Annotated in this window: 14 protein-coding genes; 1 reads left to right on the top strand and 13 read right to left on the bottom strand. The window is 69.8% G+C overall.

All coding sequences use genetic code 11. The annotated features are described in order from the left end of the window. Window positions 1–51: 51 nt before the first annotated feature. From EPA99_RS18630 to EPA99_RS02100, 4 genes are all read right to left on the bottom strand, one after another. Window positions 52–222: a hypothetical protein gene (locus EPA99_RS18630; RefSeq protein ID WP_164978527.1), complete on the bottom strand. Its 171-nt coding sequence runs from the start codon at window positions 220–222 to the stop codon at window positions 52–54. Window positions 223–301: 79 nt separating this feature from the next. Continuing rightward, window positions 302–544: a hypothetical protein gene (locus tag EPA99_RS02110; protein ID WP_129469529.1), complete on the bottom strand. Its 243-nt coding sequence runs from the start codon at window positions 542–544 to the stop codon at window positions 302–304. A gap of 72 nt (window positions 545–616) precedes the next feature. After that, window positions 617–3,697: a ligand-binding sensor domain-containing diguanylate cyclase gene (locus EPA99_RS02105; protein WP_129469528.1), complete on the bottom strand. Its 3,081-nt coding sequence runs from the start codon at window positions 3,695–3,697 to the stop codon at window positions 617–619. Between the two features lie 287 nt (window positions 3,698–3,984). Continuing rightward, complete coding sequence (locus EPA99_RS02100) at window positions 3,985–4,776, bottom strand: carboxylesterase family protein (RefSeq protein WP_129469527.1); 792 nt, start codon at window positions 4,774–4,776, stop codon at window positions 3,985–3,987. A gap of 160 nt (window positions 4,777–4,936) precedes the next feature. Between EPA99_RS02100 and EPA99_RS02095 the strand changes: the two genes are divergently transcribed. After that, the gene (locus EPA99_RS02095) at window positions 4,937–5,623 is read left to right on the top strand and encodes a glutathione S-transferase family protein (RefSeq protein WP_129469526.1); all 687 of its coding nucleotides are present in this window, start codon (window positions 4,937–4,939) and stop codon (window positions 5,621–5,623) included. Window positions 5,624–5,767: 144 nt separating this feature from the next. Here the strand turns inward: EPA99_RS02095 and EPA99_RS02090 are convergent, their stop codons facing one another. The 9 genes from EPA99_RS02090 to EPA99_RS02050 all read right to left on the bottom strand — a co-directional run bounded on the left by EPA99_RS02090 (window position 5,768) and on the right by EPA99_RS02050 (window position 15,017). After that, complete coding sequence (locus EPA99_RS02090) at window positions 5,768–6,391, bottom strand: DUF1294 domain-containing protein (RefSeq protein ID WP_129469525.1); 624 nt, start codon at window positions 6,389–6,391, stop codon at window positions 5,768–5,770. A gap of 23 nt (window positions 6,392–6,414) precedes the next feature. Further along, window positions 6,415–7,773: a magnesium transporter gene (gene mgtE, locus EPA99_RS02085; RefSeq protein WP_129469524.1), complete on the bottom strand. Its 1,359-nt coding sequence runs from the start codon at window positions 7,771–7,773 to the stop codon at window positions 6,415–6,417. A 170-nt stretch (window positions 7,774–7,943) separates the two neighbouring features. Next, window positions 7,944–9,665 carry a phosphoenolpyruvate--protein phosphotransferase gene (gene ptsP / locus EPA99_RS02080; protein WP_129469523.1) on the bottom strand — a complete coding sequence of 574 codons (1,722 nt, stop codon included), beginning with the start codon at window positions 9,663–9,665 and terminating at the stop codon, window positions 7,944–7,946. Beyond that, window positions 9,665–9,934 carry an HPr family phosphocarrier protein gene (locus EPA99_RS02075; protein WP_129469522.1) on the bottom strand — a complete coding sequence of 90 codons (270 nt, stop codon included), beginning with the start codon at window positions 9,932–9,934 and terminating at the stop codon, window positions 9,665–9,667. The genes ptsP and EPA99_RS02075 overlap by 1 nt, the downstream gene beginning before the upstream one ends. Continuing rightward, entirely contained in the window at window positions 9,927–10,319 is a 393-nt protein-coding gene (locus EPA99_RS02070; protein WP_129469521.1) for a PTS sugar transporter subunit IIA, read from the bottom strand. Before EPA99_RS02070 ends, EPA99_RS02075 begins: the two co-directional genes overlap by 8 nt. A 181-nt stretch (window positions 10,320–10,500) precedes the next feature. Continuing rightward, window positions 10,501–11,397: an RNase adapter RapZ gene (rapZ, locus tag EPA99_RS02065; protein WP_129469520.1), complete on the bottom strand. Its 897-nt coding sequence runs from the start codon at window positions 11,395–11,397 to the stop codon at window positions 10,501–10,503. A 40-nt stretch (window positions 11,398–11,437) separates the two neighbouring features. Continuing rightward, window positions 11,438–12,388 (bottom strand): HPr(Ser) kinase/phosphatase, encoded by a 951-nt coding sequence (gene hprK, locus EPA99_RS02060; RefSeq protein ID WP_129469762.1) that lies wholly within the window; start codon window positions 12,386–12,388, stop codon window positions 11,438–11,440. 589 nt (window positions 12,389–12,977) lie between these two features. Beyond that, complete coding sequence (hpf, locus tag EPA99_RS02055; RefSeq protein ID WP_129469519.1) at window positions 12,978–13,307, bottom strand: ribosome hibernation-promoting factor, HPF/YfiA family; 330 nt, start codon at window positions 13,305–13,307, stop codon at window positions 12,978–12,980. A 312-nt stretch (window positions 13,308–13,619) separates the two neighbouring features. Continuing rightward, complete coding sequence (locus EPA99_RS02050) at window positions 13,620–15,017, bottom strand: RNA polymerase factor sigma-54 (RefSeq protein ID WP_241688246.1); 1,398 nt, start codon at window positions 15,015–15,017, stop codon at window positions 13,620–13,622. Window positions 15,018–15,088: the final 71 nt, after the last annotated feature.

Below are 15,088 nucleotides of genomic sequence, written 5' to 3'. Positions count from 1 at the left end.
GTCGGCGTCGGATCAACGGGGACGGGTCCGGCCGGTGGCTGCGCGGGTGCTTCAGTGGTTCTTGCGAAGGGGGGTGTTGCCGAGTTTCTCGATGCGCCCGCCGGAGGCTTCGAAGGCTTCGATCTGGTCCTGCAGCTGCTGCTGGGCGCTGCGCTTGTCTTCGCGGGGCTTGGTGTAGAACGTGGTGGGCGGCACGGCTTTGGTATTGCGCAGGGTCGTCATGTGCATCTCGTGCGTTGGTCCTGCAGTGATGACATGGCAGGTGTCAGCTGACCGTGAAGCAGCGCACGTTGCGGCAAGCTCAGCCGAGAAACGCGCCGACGCGTGGCAGCTGCGCGCGGGTGATGGCGCCCAGGTCCAGCAGCACCAGCCCAAGGCGATGGCTGACTTCTTCCGCATCGATCGCATGCAGGTCGCGACACGCCTCGCGCGCGGCGGCGGCCAGGACCTGGTTGAACCGCGGCGTCCAGGCGGCCTCGGCCTGCCAGGCCGCGCTGATGCGGCCGCTGACTTCCGCGACCCGGGTCTGGATGAGCTGGCTCATGCGCGCAACGTCCCTGACATGCAGGGGGTATCGGCTGGGGCGGGAGCGGGTTGACCCGGGGGAGGGCGCCGTTTATCGGCCATCCGGCTCAGGCGCTGTGGCGACGGGCCCGGGGCTCGCTGCCGCTGCCGCTGCGGGCATGACCTGCGCGCGCACCCGGTTGCGGCCCTCGTGCTTGGCCCGGTACAGCGCCTCATCGGCGCAGCGCAGCAGGGCGTCCACGTCCTCCTGTCGCGCGAGCACGGCGACGGCCACGCCCGCGCTGATGGTCACGCAAACCGGCGGGGTTTCGCCCGGGATCGCGACACGACTGGCGGCGACCCCGGCACGGATGCGTTCGGCCATCGCCAGGGCCTGCCCGAGGTTGGCGTCCTGCAGCACGCAGGCGAACTCCTCGCCACCGTAGCGCGCCACCAGGGCCTGATCGTCGGCGCAGTGGCGCAGGGTGGCAGCCAGGCGGCGCAGCGCCTGGTCGCCGGCAAGGTGGCCGTGCGCGTCGTTGAGCGCCTTGAAGTGATCCACATCCATCAGGATCAGCGCCAGCGACCGCGGCGAGGACTGGCGTGACTGAGCTTCCAGCAGCTCCATGAGCTGGCGGCGATTGGCCAGGCCGGTCAGCGAATCGACGTAGGACAGTTCCACCAGGCGTTGGTTGGCCGCGGCCAGGGCGGTGGTGCGCTCGATCACATGCGCCTCCAGCTCGGCCTGGCGCGCGCGCAGATGTCGCGTGCGCAGCAGGGAGAGCCCGTAGCCGGCCAGCACCAGGCCCACGGCCGCCATGCCCCATACCCAGGGGTGCTGCCACCAGTGCCCTTGCACGTGGATGTCCACCTCCAGCGGCGTGCTCGGCGTGCCGGCGTGGTCGCGCGCTTCCACGCGCAGCCGGTAGCGGCCGGCCGGCAGGTTGGAGAAGCTGCGCCGGGACTGCGCCGTCCAGGGGCCGGGCTGGTCTTCCGCGCCGATCAGCTGGCTGCGGAAGCGGCTTTCCGATTCCCGGTCCCAGGACAGCAACGCGTAGTCAACGTCCACCTCGCGCGCGCCGGCCGGCACCTGCAGGCTGGTGCCGGGAACACGCTGGCCATCGATCCATCGCGCGGTCAGGCGCAGCGGCTTGGGCTCGGTGGGCAGGGTCTCATGGCGCGGGTCGTACACGGTCAGGCCGCCCAGCGTGCCCACCCAGTAGCGGTCCTGTGCATCGATGCTCTGGCCGTGGGTGTTGCACTCATCGTGCAGCATGCCCTCGCGGCGGGTGAACACCTGGCTGCGGTAGCCGGCGCCCTGCGGCGTCAGGCGCTGCACGCCGTTGTTGGTGCACAGGTAGATGCGGCCACGACTGTCGCGCAGCGCGCTGTAGACGGTCGAATCCGGCGCGGGCGGCAGGCGGTCGCCCAGGACGTGCGGATGGGCCGGATCGGTGACGTCCATGCGGATCGCGCCGACGCTGGTGCTGCCCAGCCACAGCACCGGCCTGCCGGCGGCATCGTCCAGCAGGGTGGCGCCGAGCAGGTTGCTGTCGGGCAGGCCGGATTCGCGACCCAGCACCTGCCAGTGCTGGCCGTCGAACCGCAACAGGCCCTGGTTGGTGGTGACCCAGAGCCAGTCGTGCCCCTGGGCATCGCGCTGGTTCACCAGTTGGTCGATGCGCCACTGCCCCTGGATGCCTTCCAGCTGGATCTGCGTCCACTGTCCGTTGCGCCAGCGATACAGCCCGCTCTGGCGGGTGCCGACCCAGCGCTCCTCCTGACCCTCGGCCTGTCTCACCAGGACGTCCAGGACCGAGTTGCCCGGCACCCGCGGCCACGGCGTGGCCTCGCGCGCCAGGCGCGGGCCGTCGTGGATGCGCAGCAGGTCGCCGTTGCCCAGCCCAAGCCAGCGCTGGCGGTGGCCAGCGCCGTCCTGGGTGAACTTGAGCAGGCTGACCGACGGAAAGGGCAGGGCGCCGGATTGCGCGGTGAAGCGCTGCCAGCGGTGCCCCTGGTAGAGCGCCAGGCCGTCCTCGCTGGCCCCGACCCATAGCCGCTCCCCGCCATGGTCATCGGGCTCGACCAGCGCGGCGAACACGCCGGTGGAGCGCGCGCCCATCAGCGAGGCGGTGGACCAGGCACTGGCGTCCAGCACGGTGCGGGCGATCCCCGATTCGGTCGCCAGCCACAGCACCGGATTCCCCGCAGGGCTGGTCCACATCTGCAGCCCGCGCACGGCATTGGCCGGCAGTCCGTGGCGTCGGTCGAAGACCTCCAGATGCTCGCCGTGCAGCCGCACCAGGCCGGCGCGGGTGGAGACCCACAACACCGGATCGGCGTCGGTAGAGGGCGTGCTGGCCAGGTCGTACAGGTCGTTGGTGGGGAGGGCGCCGGGGCCTGCCTGCCAGCGCTGGAGGCCGCGCGCATCCAGCTTCAGCAGGCCCACGCCGAAGGCCGAGATCCACAGGGCTTCGTGCTCGCCCTCACCGGTCACATGCAGGAACTCGATCTGCGCCACATCGATGCCTTCGATGTGCATCCGCTGCCAGCCCGTGGTGCCGGCGTCGCGATACCACAGGCCTTCGCTGCCGGTGCCCAACCATTGCCGCAGTGGCGCGCCCAGCTGGCGGGTCTGCGCCATGGACAACACCGGGCCCGGCGGCAGGCTGGCGTTGTCCGCGTCGGCCTGCCAGCGGCCCTGGCGGCGGGTCATCACGCCCCGGTCCCAGGTCAGCGCATGCAGCTGCCAGCGTCCCTGCGCGTCAAGGGTCTCCTGTAAACGCCTGACCTGCTGCGATGGCATCCCCGTGGACAGGTCTTCCACCTGCCAGCGGCCCGCCTGCAGATGGGCCACGCCGGCATCGCGCAGCGCCGCCCACAGCACGCCATCGCGGTCCAGCCACAGGCTGTCCACCGCCCGGCGCATGACCGGATCCTCGGGCGCGCTCCACAGGCGGCCGTCGTAGCGGTACAGGCCGTTGGGCGATGCCGCCCAGACGAAGCCTTCCCGATCGGTGAGCACATCCAGCAGCACCGCATGCGGCAGCCCATCGCGAGGGCCGAAGCTGGTGAAGCTCGGCGCCCCCAGGTCGGACAGATCGATGGCCGCAGGTGCAGGCCCGGGCCTGCCGCCGGCAACGCCACAGACGGCGAAGCAGAGCAGGCCCCACATCGCGAGGATCCGCCGCATGGTGATGTCGTTGTTCCCCGTTACAGGACGCTTGTGTCGTGTCCAGCGTCATCCGTGTGCGCCGAAAGGCGCCTGCCGTCCGAGCGGGGCGGCGTTCCCCGGGCCGCCTCGCTGGGCGGATTGTGCGCGAGTGCGGCCTGGCTTGCACCCCTGTGCGGGGCGGTGGAGCAGGAACGAGTGAAGAGGAACGAGGAACGAGTCAGTTCAAGAGCGGGCGCAACCCGCCTTGCCCTGCCGTCACTCGTTTCTCGTTCCTCATCACTCGTTCCTGGCTTCCCGCCACAGCCTCAGGGCGTGTGCTGCCGGAACAGCCAGCTCCACAGCCGCGGGTCGGCGTAGGCGTCGTCCCAGGCGTTGTGGTTGCCGTCCGGGTACTCGGTGTAGCGCGCGGTGCCGGCGTTGGCGCGGAAGGCGGCGAACAGGCGCTGGTCGTCCCGCGGGGGCACCACGTCGTCCTCGGCGCCATGGAACATCCACACCGGCACATGGCGCAGGCGCTGAGCGATGCTGGTGTAAGGGTCGGCCTGGCCATCGACCAGGGTCACGCGCAGGTCGCGGGATTCTTCCGGAGGCGGGTACACCGCGCCGCAGACCGGCACGAGGGCGGCGAAGCGATGCGGCTGGGTCAGCGCCACTTCCCAGGTCCCGTAGCCGCCCATGGACATGCCGGTGGCGTAGGTGCGGGTGCGGTCGCCGCCGAACTCGGCGGTGGCCGCGTCCAGCGCCGCCAGGGCGACCTCGATGTTGCGGCCGGTCCAGGCCTCATCGTCGGGCACCTGCGGAAACACCACCAGCGCCGGGAAGGTCATCGCATGCTCGCGCAGATAAGGCCCCAGGCCGGCGCGCGTCTGCGAGCGGTTGTTGCTGCCGCGTTCGCCCGAACCGTGCAGGAACAGCACCATCGGCGGCGGCCCCGCGGCCAGCACCGCGGTGGCCGGCACGAACACCCGATAGCGCACCGGCTGGCCGCCGACATTGACGCTGCGCGCGATGAAATGCCCCGCGCCCGGCGGCAGCCGCTGGCTGGCGCAGCCGGCCAACAACAGCAGGAAGGGCAGGCTCAAGATCCAAAGGCGCATGGGGCGGTCCACGAAAACGTGCGGCGATTCTAGTGGCTTATCGGCAGCGATCGTGGCGCAGGGCTTTACCGGTGCCCGCGCTCGTGCACTACTGGTTCAGCCCCCGCGTCACGCCCTGCGAGGCGGCTGCCGCCATGGTCGAACCTTCAAGGAGCGCACGATGTACACCCTGTATCTGGCCAACAAGAACTACTCGTCCTGGTCGCTTCGCCCCTGGGTGCTGATGCGGACCCTGGACATCGCGTTCGAAGAAGCGCTGGTCCCCTTCAACGACCCCGACCCGGCCAATGACTTCGCGCGGTTTTCCCCCACCGGCAAGGTGCCGTGCCTGGTCGATGGCGACATCACCGTCTGGGACACGCTGGCCATCACCGAATACCTGGCCGAGCGCCACAGCGGTGTCTGGTCCGGGGAGGCGAAGGCACGGGCGTGGTCGCGTTCGGCAAGCGCGGAGATGCATTCCGGCTTCCAGGCGCTGCGCAGCCTGCATCCCATGAACGTGGGCCTGCGCATCCGCCCGCATGCCGCTTCGTCTTCGCTGGTCCGGGACATCGCGCGGATCGATGCGCTCTGGCAGCAGGGCCTGGAGGCCTTCGGTGGTCCGTTCCTGGCAGGTGAGGCTTTCAGCGCGGTGGATGCGTTCTTCTGCCCGGTGGCCTTCCGCTTCCAGACCTATGGCACCAGCCTGTCGCCCGCCTCGCAGGCCTATCAGGAGCGCCTGCTGGGGCTTGCGGCCATGCAGGCGTGGCAGGCGGCATCGCTGCGGGAGCCCTGGCGCGATCCGGAACACGAGCAGGAAGCGGCGGCGACCGGTGAGATCGTGCAGGACCTGCGCGGCGCAGCGTGATCGGTTCAGTGCCTTCGTTGGCATAGACCACGCAGGCGTCGTGTCCTCCGCCAGGGCCAGGCCCCCGCGCGCGGCGCGCGCTTCGGACTGGACCGGTCGCGGCGGGGCGGCGCGCAGCCCGTGCCCGCAAGTCGAAAGGGCGCTTCAGGAAAGGGGTAGCGCGCCCTGCGCCCACACCCATCCGAAAACCGCCTGCAGCACGCCGATCGCCCAGAACACCCACTGGTAGCCGCGCTTGCTGCTCTTGTGATGCAGCATGCGCTGGGCCAGGAACGCGCCGGGCCAGCCGCCGAGCAGTTCCAGCAGGTGCAAGGTGTTCTCCGGCACGCGCCGGCGCCGGCGCCCGGCCGCGCGCTTGTCCAGCGCATAGACGATCCAGGCCAGCAGGCTGGTGATGACGACGACGGCCAGCGCGGCCTGCGGCAGCCGCCCGCTGTGCAGCAGCCAGGCAAAGCCGGCCAGCCAGCCCAGCAGCGCCACCCAGCCGATCAGCGGCAGGCGGTGGACCAGGCGGCGGGAGCGGCGTGTGCGCATGGCGGTATGCCCGCGCCGGGCCACCGCTGGCCGCACCGCCACCGCGCTGGCGCGGCCCTTGGCATCCTGTCCGGGCGCAAAGCGCACCCAGTCGCCCACGCGCGGGCGGCCGTTGTCGCCATCGTCGTAATCGCGCGCATGGAAGAACAGGCGCGCCGAGCCGTCATGCGGCTGGATGAAGCCGTAGCCCTTGCCGTCCTTCCACTGCACCACTTTGCCGAGCACGTTCGTCACAGCCGCGTTCTTTCGTTGGTTGCCTACAGCAGGATCAGGGTCGCAAGGCCCAGGAAGCTCATGAAGCCCATCACGTCGGTCAGCGTGGTCAGGATCACGCTGCCGGCCAGGGCCGGGTCGAAGCCCATGCGCTTGAGCGCCAGCGGCACGGCCACGCCGCCAGCGGCCGCGGTGAGCATGTTGAGCGTCAGCGCCGTGCCGATCACCAGCGACAGCCCCGGCTGGCGGAACCACACCAGCACGATGATGCCCAGCAGCGTGCCCAGCACCAGGCCGTTGATCAGGGCCACGCCCAGCTCCTTGCGCAGCAGGACGTAGACGTTGGACGCGCCGATCTGCCCCAGGGCCAGGCCGCGCACCATCAGCGCCAGGACCTGGGTGCCGGCGTTGCCGCCCATGCCGGCGACGATGGGCATCAGCGCGGCCAGCGCCACCAGCTTGGCGATGGTGCCTTCGAACTGGCTGACCACCGAGGAGGCGATGAATGCCGTGCACAGGTTCACGCCCAGCCACAGCATGCGCCGGCGGAAAGCGCGGCGGATCGGCGAGAACAGGTCCTCGTCCTCATCCAGGCCGGCCGCACTCATGGCCTGGTGCTCGGCCTGGTCGCGGATGATGTCCACCACGTCATCGATGGTGATGCGCCCAAGCAGAATGTTGTTGTCGTCCACCACCGGCGCGGAGATCCAGTCGTGGTCTGAGAACTGCCGCGCCACTTCCTGCGCGCCTTCGCCCACGTCGATGGCCGGCTGCTCGTCGTCGATCAGCCGGTTGATTGGCGTGGAATCCTCGTGCGTGACCAGCGAGGCCAGCGAGACCCGGCCCAGGTACTGATGGCGCTTGGTCACCACGAACAGGTAGTCGGTGTGGTCGGGCAGCTCGCCGCGCAGGCGCAGGTAGCGCAGCACCACGTCGACGTTGACGTCGCCGCGCACGGTGACCACGTCGGGGTTCATCAGGCGGCCAGCGCTGTCTTCCGGATAGGACAGCACCTGCTCCAGGCGCTCGCGGTTCTCGCGGTCCATCGACTTGAGCACTTCGTCGATCACCGTGGCCGGCAGGTCTTCCACCAGGTCGGCCAGGTCGTCGATGTCCAGGTCTTCGACCGCCGCGACGATCTCGTCCGGGTCCATGTCCGCCAGCAGGCTTTCGCGCACTTCCTCGCCGACGTGCACCAGCACTTCGCCGTCGTCCTCCGGGTCCACCAGGCCCCAGACCACCTCGCGCTTGCCCGGCGGCAGCGACTCGAGCAGGTTTCCGATCTCGGCCGGGGACAGGGTGTTGACCAGGCGTCGCACCGGGCCCAGGCGCCCGCTGTCCAGCGCGTCGGACAACATGCGCAGCTGGCGTGCGGTCTTGTCGAGTCGGACGGCTTCGGCCATGCGCGGGCTCCGGATACGGGCTGCGGGGCGCCGCCACCGGGCGGAGCGCCAGGCTCCAGGGTTGCGACAGATCAGGCGCGCATTATCCGTCGCCCGTCTGCATCTGCCCACCCCCGCGTGCGTGCGCGCCACGCTGGAAGGCGGGTTTCAGGGCGCCACGCAGCCGGCCTTCAGGCTTTGCCGCGCCCGGTCAACCAGCGCTCGATGCCGGCGCGGTCCCGGGCCTTGAGCAACGTGTCCAGGCGCGCGCCCAGGACGGAGAGATCGCTCTCGCGGATGCAGCGCCGCACCTCCAGCAGCGTGGCCGGATGCAGGCTCAGCTCGGTGATGCCCAGGGCCAGCAGCAGCGGCGTCATCAGCGGATCGCCGGCGATCTCCCCGCAGACCGCGACCGGCGTGTCGGCCTCGGCCGCGCTGCGCACCACGTGCCGCAGCAGACGCAGCACGCCCGGATGCAGCGGCGAGTACAGCGTGCTCAGCGCCTCGTTGTTGCGATCGGCCGCCAGCAGGTACTGCACCAGGTCGTTGGTGCCCACCGACAGGAAATCCACGGTGTCGGCGAAGCTGGCCACGGCGATGGCCGCGGCGGGCACCTCGATCATCGCGCCCAGCGGGATGTTCTCAGCGACCACGTGCCCGGCCTTGCGCAGGGCCACGGTGGCGTTGCGGATGCGCCGGCGCACGCTGATCAGCTCCTCGCGACTGCTGACCATCGGCACCAGGATGCGCACCGGCCCGTAGCCGGAGGCCCGCAGGATCGCGCGCAGCTGGGTGTCGAACACGCCGGCATGGGCCAGGGTCAGGCGCACGCCGCGCACGCCCAGCGCCGGGTTGTCCTCGTTGGCCACCGCCAGGCCGGCGCGGTCGGCCTTGTCCGCGCCCAGGTCGAGCGTGCGGAAAGTGACCGCGCGGCCGCTCATGCCCAGCACCGCATCGCGGTAGACGCGGAACTGTGTCTCCTCGTCCGGCAGGCCATCGCTGCGCAGGAACAGGAACTCGGTGCGGTACAGGCCCACGCCGGCCGCGCCCAGCGCATGGGCGCGGGCGATGTCCTCGCGCGACTCGGCGTTGGCGTACAGGGTGATGTCCACGCCATCGACGGTGCGGCTGGGCTTGCTGCGCAGGCGGCCCAGCTCGCGCTGCTCGCGCGCGGCATCCTTCAGGCGCTGGCGAAACTCCAGCAGGTCCTTGGCGTCCGGGTCGATCACGACCTGGCCGCTGTCGCCATCGACGATCAGCGCATCGCCATCGTTGATCTTCTGCAGCACGTGCGCGGCGCCCACCACCAGCGGCATGTGCAGGCTGCGGGCCAGGATGGCGCTGTGCGAGAGCGGGCTGCCGGCGGCAGTGACGATGGCCACCACGCCCTGCGTCTGCAGCTGGGCCAGCTCGGAGGGCGCGACGTTGTCGCTGACCAGGATCTCGCCCGCCAGCCCTTCCGGATCGGCCACCTTGTCGTTGAGGTGGGCATGGATGCGGCCGATCACATGGTCCAGGTCGTCCATGCGCGCCCGCAGGTAGGGATCGTCCATGGCCTGGAACACCTTGGCCAGGCGGTCGCGCTGCTTGCGCAGGGCGAAGCCGGCGGCGTAGCGCTTGACCCGGATCAGCTCGTCCAGGCCCTGCAGCAACTCCGGGTCGTCCAGCAGCAGCGCGTGCAGGTCCAGGAATTCGCCCACTTCCTGCGACAGTGCGCCATGCAGGCGCTGGCGCAGGTCCTGCATCTCCTTGCGGGTGGCGTGGATGGCGTCGTGCAGGCGGTCCAACTCGGCGTCGACCTCGGCCGCGGTGATGCGCTGCTCCTCCACGTCCAGGATGTGCGGCAGGCGCACCCGCGCACGGCCCATCGCACTGCCGCGGGACGCCGCATGGCCCAGCAGCCGGCGCCGCATCAGCTTTCCTCGTCGAAACGTCGCTCGAACAGCCCGGCCACGGCCTCCATCGCCGCCACTTCGTCCTCGCCGTGGATGCGCACGGTGACCGGCGTGCCCTGGGCGGCGGCCAGCAGCATCACGCCCATGATGCTCTTGGCGTTCACCTCGCGGCCCTTGGCGGCGATGGTCACGTTGCAGCGGAACGGCGCGAGGATCTGCACGAGCTTGGCAGTGGCACGCGCATGCAGGCCCAGCTTGTTGGACACCACCAGTTCGCGCTCAAGCATCGTCGACAATCGCTCCGTTTCGGGTGCCGGCCGCGGCGGTGGCCGGCAGCTCGGACAGTAGTTGTTCTGGATAGTTCATGACCCGCAGCAGCATGGGCAGGCTCAGCGCCGACACGCGCCGCACCGGCGTGCCCAGCCGCGACAGTTGCCCGGCCAGGTTGCTGGGGCTGGACCCATAGAGATCGGTCAGCACCAGCACGCCCTCGCCACTGTCCACCCGCCGCATCGCGGCCGAGGCCTGCGGCAGCAGGGCCGCCAGGTCCGCATCGAAGGGCACTTCGAACGCTTCGGCCTTCAGCGGCATCGGCCGCAACATGCCGGCCGCCGCCGCCAGGATCGAGGTGCCGATGCCGGGATGAGTGATCAGGAGAATGCCACAGGCCATCGGGGCAGGGTAATCGAGGAACGGCTTCAGAGGAACGAGTGGAGAGGAACGAGGAACGAGTGGGGTCAAAAGCGACTGCAGTTTCGCCGGTTACACGCGCCGATGGCTGGGAGGCGGCTGTGCCCGCCTGAGAGGACGCCGCGTCGGCGCCTTCACTCGTTCCTCTCCACGCGTTCCTGCCTCAATCCTGCTCGCGGTGAAACACCGCCACTTCCTCCCAGCCCTGCTGTCGGGCGTGCAGCGCGATGCGCTCGGCCAGGAACACCGAGCGGTGCTTGCCGCCGGTGCAGCCGAAGGCGATGGTGACGTAGCTGCGGGTCTCCCCGCGCAGGCCCGGCAGCCAGGTATCCAGGAAAGTGCTGACCTGCTCGACGTACTTCATCACCAGCGGCTGCGCTTCCAGGTACTCGCGCACCGGCTGGTCGCGGCCGGTGAAGGGCCGCAGTTCCGGGTTCCAGTGCGGATTGGGCAGCACGCGCGCGTCGAACACGAAGTCGGCCTCGGTCGGCACCCCGCGGCGGTAGGCGAAGGATTCGAACAGCAGCGTCAGCCCGCCGCGCCCGAAAGCGAACTCGGCCACGATGCGGTGCCGCAGCTGGTGCACGTTGAGCTGGCTGGTGTCGATCAGCACATCGGCCTCGGCGCGCAGCGGCAGGGTCTTCTCGCGCTCCTGGGCGATGGCCTCGGGCAGGGACAGTCCGCCATGGCTGAGCGGATGGCGGCGCCGGGTGTCGGCGAAGCGCCGCAGCAGCACGTCGTCGACCGAGTCGAAGAACAGCAGCCGCGCGTCCAGCCCCAGTTCCACCACCGCCGCACGCCATTGCGGCAAGCGGCTCAGGTCGCTGTGGCGGTTGCGCACGTCGATGCCCACCGCCACCTTCTGCGGCAGCGTGTCCTCGCGCATCAGGCTGCGCACGAAGGCCGGCAGCAGCTCGATGGGCAGGTTGTCCACGCAGTAGTAGTCCAGATCCTCCAGCGTCTTCAGCGCCACCGACTTGCCCGAGCCGGACAGGCCGCTGACGATCAGGACGGTGGGCGGATGCGCGCGTGGGGGCGCGGCGTCTTCTTGCGTGGTCATGGGGCGGAATCGGCGCAGGGGGAGGGCGTGCGGGCGAGGGTCATGGGCTGCTGCGTTCGAGCATGCTGCTGTGGCGGGCGATGAACATCGCGGCAGGATCGATGCCCTTGGTGCGCAGGATGTGCAGGCGCGTGGCCACTTCGGTCAGCACCGCCAGGTTGCGGCCGGGCATCACCGGCAGGGTGATCAACGGCACGTCCAGGTCCAGCACATGCCGCGTGCCCGAATCGCCGGTCAGGCGCTCGTAGCCATGCGCGGCCGGCTCGCTCATCGGGCGGGTCAGGTGCACGATCAGGCGCAGGTATTTGTTTCGCTTCACGGCCGTGTCGCCCAGCATGTCGCGCACGTTGAGCACGCCCAGCCCGCGCACTTCCAGCAGATCCTGCAGCAGCTCCGGACAGGTGCCATCCAGCACGTCGGGGGCGATCTGGGTGAACTCGGGAGCGTCGTCGGCCACCAGCCGGTGCCCGCGCGTGAGCAGCTCCAGCGCCAGCTCGCTCTTGCCCGAGCCGGCCTCGCCGGTGATCAGCACGCCGATGGAATAGATCTCCATGAAGACGCCGTGCAGCGTCACCCGCGGCGCCAGCGTGCGCGCCAGGTGGTAGGACAGGTGGTTGAGCAACTCGTGCCCGCGCTTGGGCGAGGACCACAGCGGTGTCTGCGTTTCCTCGGCAGCCTCGCGCAGATCTTCCGGGACCGGCTGGTTCTTGCTGACCACCAGCGCCAGCGGGCGCATGTGGATCATCTTCTGGATGGTCTCCCAGCGCTGGCGCGAATCCAGCGAGTCCAGCCAGCCCAGTTCCTCGGTGCCCAAAATCTGCACCTTGTTGGGATAAATGATGTTGAGGTAGCCGCACAGCGAAGGGCGCCGCGACTGCGTGTGGCCGGCCTCCAGTTCGCGCTTGCCGCCTTCCTGGCCGGCGACCCAGCGCAGGCCCAGCTTGTCCTTCTGCTGCTCGAACAGCTCACGTGCGGTGATGCGGGTATTCATCATGCCTGGTCGCGTCGCTCACGGAAGCACCGGATTGTCGCATCGCGCGCCGGCATGTCCAGCATGGCACCGGCGCGTGACAGCGCGAGGATGCATGGCGGGTTCGTCGCGGGTGCGTTAATCCGGAGCTGAGATCCGCATGGCCGCAAAAAGCAGACTTCGCCAAGCAGCCTGGCCCTGAGCCGGGCATGGCTCCTCGGCTCGGTCAGCCATCCATGGCTGACTCGCCGCCGCGGGCCATCCCTGGCCCGCTTTCCGCCATGCCCGACTCAGGACCAGGCCCGGCACCTGATGGATCTGAGTTCTTCATCCAAAGGCGGAGAAAACGACGCGTGCAGCAGCGGTCCGGCGGGCGGTGGCCGCGGCAAGCGAGGCGGGAGGCCGAGCGCCTTAAGGCAGGGCAGGATGCCCTGACCGAGGGAAGCGCGGCCGCCGCCCGCCGGACTGCTGCCCCCCAGCGTGGGTAACGCGCTCCGCGACATCGGCACCTGTCGCGATTCCAGCCCCAGACGAAGAAAAGGAGCCGCTTGCGCGGCTCCTCTGGATTTCATCGTGATGCCGAACGAACCATTCGGCAGCGACCTGGTGCTTACTCCGCCAGCAGGGCCGCGACACTGCGCGTGGCAATGCGGCGTCCGGAGGCGCGCTTGCGCTTGACCTTCATCACCAACCGGTCGAGCTTGTCGGCCAGCACGTCGATGGCGGCGTACATGGTGGGCGCGCCCGCATCGGCATGGACCGTCTTCCCCGCCATCATGACCGTGGCTTCGGCAACGTAGTCAGGCTTGCGAACGCACAGCTGGGTTCGAACCTCGAGCGGCCTGTCGAAATGTCGTTCCAGACGCTGGAGCTTGGTTTCGACGTACTCCCGCATGGCGGGGGTGACTTCCAGCTGCTGACCGTAGGTTTCGATTCGCATCGCATATCTCCTGACGAGTTGAGAGCCACTTGCGTGGCGGGTTACAGCGTTGTCTGGGACAACCTGAAGATCGATCCGGTTCCGTGCTCCGTTGTGATGGGTTGAGTTCGACGCTAGACCTGTCCGTGCGCACTTGCAAGCCCCAATCTCGTGTTTGGGAGCCGCGTCCGAATTCAGCGTTAAGGGGCCCGAAAGCCATTGAAGCGCGAGGGAAAAAGGCCGATAAAGGTGGGATCACCCGGCGCTGGCAGGACACCGTGAGCGCGAGGTCAGGCGCCCGTCAGGAGACGCTGGTGGGGATCGGAGGCGCTGCTAGCCCATCCGCACGCGTTCATGCGAGGACAGGATGTCCATCGCCTCGCGATACTTGGCCACGGTGCGCCGGGCCACGGGCACGCCCGAGGCCTTGAGCAGGTCGGCCAGCTTGGCGTCGGACAGCGGCTTGCGCGGGTTCTCCGCGTCGATCAGGCGGCGGATCATGGCCTGGATGGCGGTGCTGGAGGCCTCGCCACCGGTATCGGTGCTCACCCCGGAGGCGAAGAAGGCCCGCAGCGGCAAGGTGCCGCGCGGCGTGCGCACGTACTTGCGGGCGATCGCGCGCGAGACGGTCGATTCGTGCAGGCCGACCTCGGCGGCGACCTCGCGCAGGGTCAGCGGGCGCAGCGCCTGTTCACCGAATTCCAGGAAACCGGCCTGCTCGCGGATGAGGCAGCGGGCGACCTTGAGCAGGGTGTCGCCGCGGGCTTCCAGGCTCTTGAGCAGCCAGCGCGCCTCCTGCAGCTGGCCACGCATATAGCCGGCATCGCTCTCGCCGCACTGGCGGATCATCTGCTCGTAGCCACGGTGGATGGTGATGCGCGGCAGGTGGTTGCGCGCCAGGGCCACGCGCCAGACGCCGTTCTGTCGCCAGATCACGCAGTCCGGCACCACATAGGTGTCCTGGCTCAGGTCGCCGATCTGAGCGCCCGGCTTGGGGTCCAGGGAACGCAGCAGGGCGATGGCCTGCTCAATCTCGGCCTGCGGGCGGCGCAGTTCGGAGGCCAGGCCCGCCACCCCGGCACGCGGCAGCTTCTCCAGCAGGGGGCCGGCGGCGATCAGCAGGGCCGCCTCGCGCCCGGGCGTATCGGCGGCATAGCCGTCCAGCTGCAGCTTCAGACACTCCCCGAGGTGGCGCGCCGCCACCCCCACCGGGTCGAACCGCTGCAGCTGCAGCAGGACGGTGGTGATTTCCTCAGGGGAGATGCGCACGTCCGGGGCCAGCGTCTGGGCGATGTCGTCCAGCGGCGTGCGCAGGTAGCCGTCATCGTCCAGCGCGTCGATCAGGGCCGCGCCGATGAGGCGGTCGCGGGGCGACAGGTGGGACAGGTGCAGCTGCCAGAGCAGGTGGTCCTGCAGCGATTCGCCCTCGGCCACGCGTTCGGCCGCGCTGCCCAGGTCGTCATCGTCGAAGGAACCGCCGCCGCCCGCCTCGCGCCAGGGGCCCTCGTCCTCGGGCGACCAGTCCTCGCCGCGCTCGCGCTCGGCCGCCTGGAGTTCCTCGCGCGGCTCGGGCGGTCCGTCCTCGGGGCCATCGCCGCTGGGATCCTGGCCAGCGCCTTCCTCGGCCCAGTCCAGCAGGGGGTTGGTCTCAATCGCCTCGGCGATCTCCACCTCCAGCTCGGCCGTGGACATCTGCAACAGACGGATCGCCTGACGCAGCTGCGGCGTCATGACCAGTTGCTGGCCCAGCGATGTCTGGAGGCGTGGCTTCATCCGTTACCCGCAAGCTGCGGGCAGCCCGT

The organism is Pseudoxanthomonas composti (assembly GCF_004122095.1).
Classification (GTDB): Bacteria; Pseudomonadota; Gammaproteobacteria; order Xanthomonadales; family Xanthomonadaceae; genus Pseudoxanthomonas_A; species Pseudoxanthomonas_A composti.
The sequence above is the reverse complement of the archived record's forward strand: the minus strand, read 5'-3'. Positions and strand labels throughout refer to the sequence as shown.

Bases quoted from the DNA above. Each gene is read 5' to 3' on its own strand.
- EPA99_RS02075 (WP_129469522.1), bottom strand. From the start codon at position 9,934: ATGCTTGAGCGCGAACTGGTGGTGTCCAACAAGCTGGGCCTGCATGCG.
- EPA99_RS02050 (WP_241688246.1), bottom strand. From the start codon at position 15,017: ATGACGCCGCAGCTGCGTCAGGCGATCCGTCTGTTGCAGATGTCCACG.
- EPA99_RS02110 (WP_129469529.1), bottom strand. From the start codon at position 544: ATGAGCCAGCTCATCCAGACCCGGGTCGCGGAAGTCAGCGGCCGCATC.
- rapZ (WP_129469520.1), bottom strand. From the start codon at position 11,397: ATGACCACGCAAGAAGACGCCGCGCCCCCACGCGCGCATCCGCCCACC.
- ptsP (WP_129469523.1), bottom strand. From the start codon at position 9,665: ATGCGGCGCCGGCTGCTGGGCCATGCGGCGTCCCGCGGCAGTGCGATG.
- EPA99_RS18630 (WP_164978527.1), bottom strand. From the start codon at position 222: ATGACGACCCTGCGCAATACCAAAGCCGTGCCGCCCACCACGTTCTAC.
- mgtE (WP_129469524.1), bottom strand. From the start codon at position 7,773: ATGGCCGAAGCCGTCCGACTCGACAAGACCGCACGCCAGCTGCGCATG.
- EPA99_RS02070 (WP_129469521.1), bottom strand. From the start codon at position 10,319: ATGGCCTGTGGCATTCTCCTGATCACTCATCCCGGCATCGGCACCTCG.
- hpf (WP_129469519.1), bottom strand. From the start codon at position 13,307: ATGCGAATCGAAACCTACGGTCAGCAGCTGGAAGTCACCCCCGCCATG.
- EPA99_RS02100 (WP_129469527.1), bottom strand. From the start codon at position 4,776: ATGCGCCTTTGGATCTTGAGCCTGCCCTTCCTGCTGTTGTTGGCCGGC.
- hprK (WP_129469762.1), bottom strand. From the start codon at position 12,388: ATGAATACCCGCATCACCGCACGTGAGCTGTTCGAGCAGCAGAAGGAC.
- EPA99_RS02095 (WP_129469526.1), top strand. From the start codon at position 4,937: ATGTACACCCTGTATCTGGCCAACAAGAACTACTCGTCCTGGTCGCTT.
- EPA99_RS02105 (WP_129469528.1), bottom strand. From the start codon at position 3,697: ATGCGGCGGATCCTCGCGATGTGGGGCCTGCTCTGCTTCGCCGTCTGT.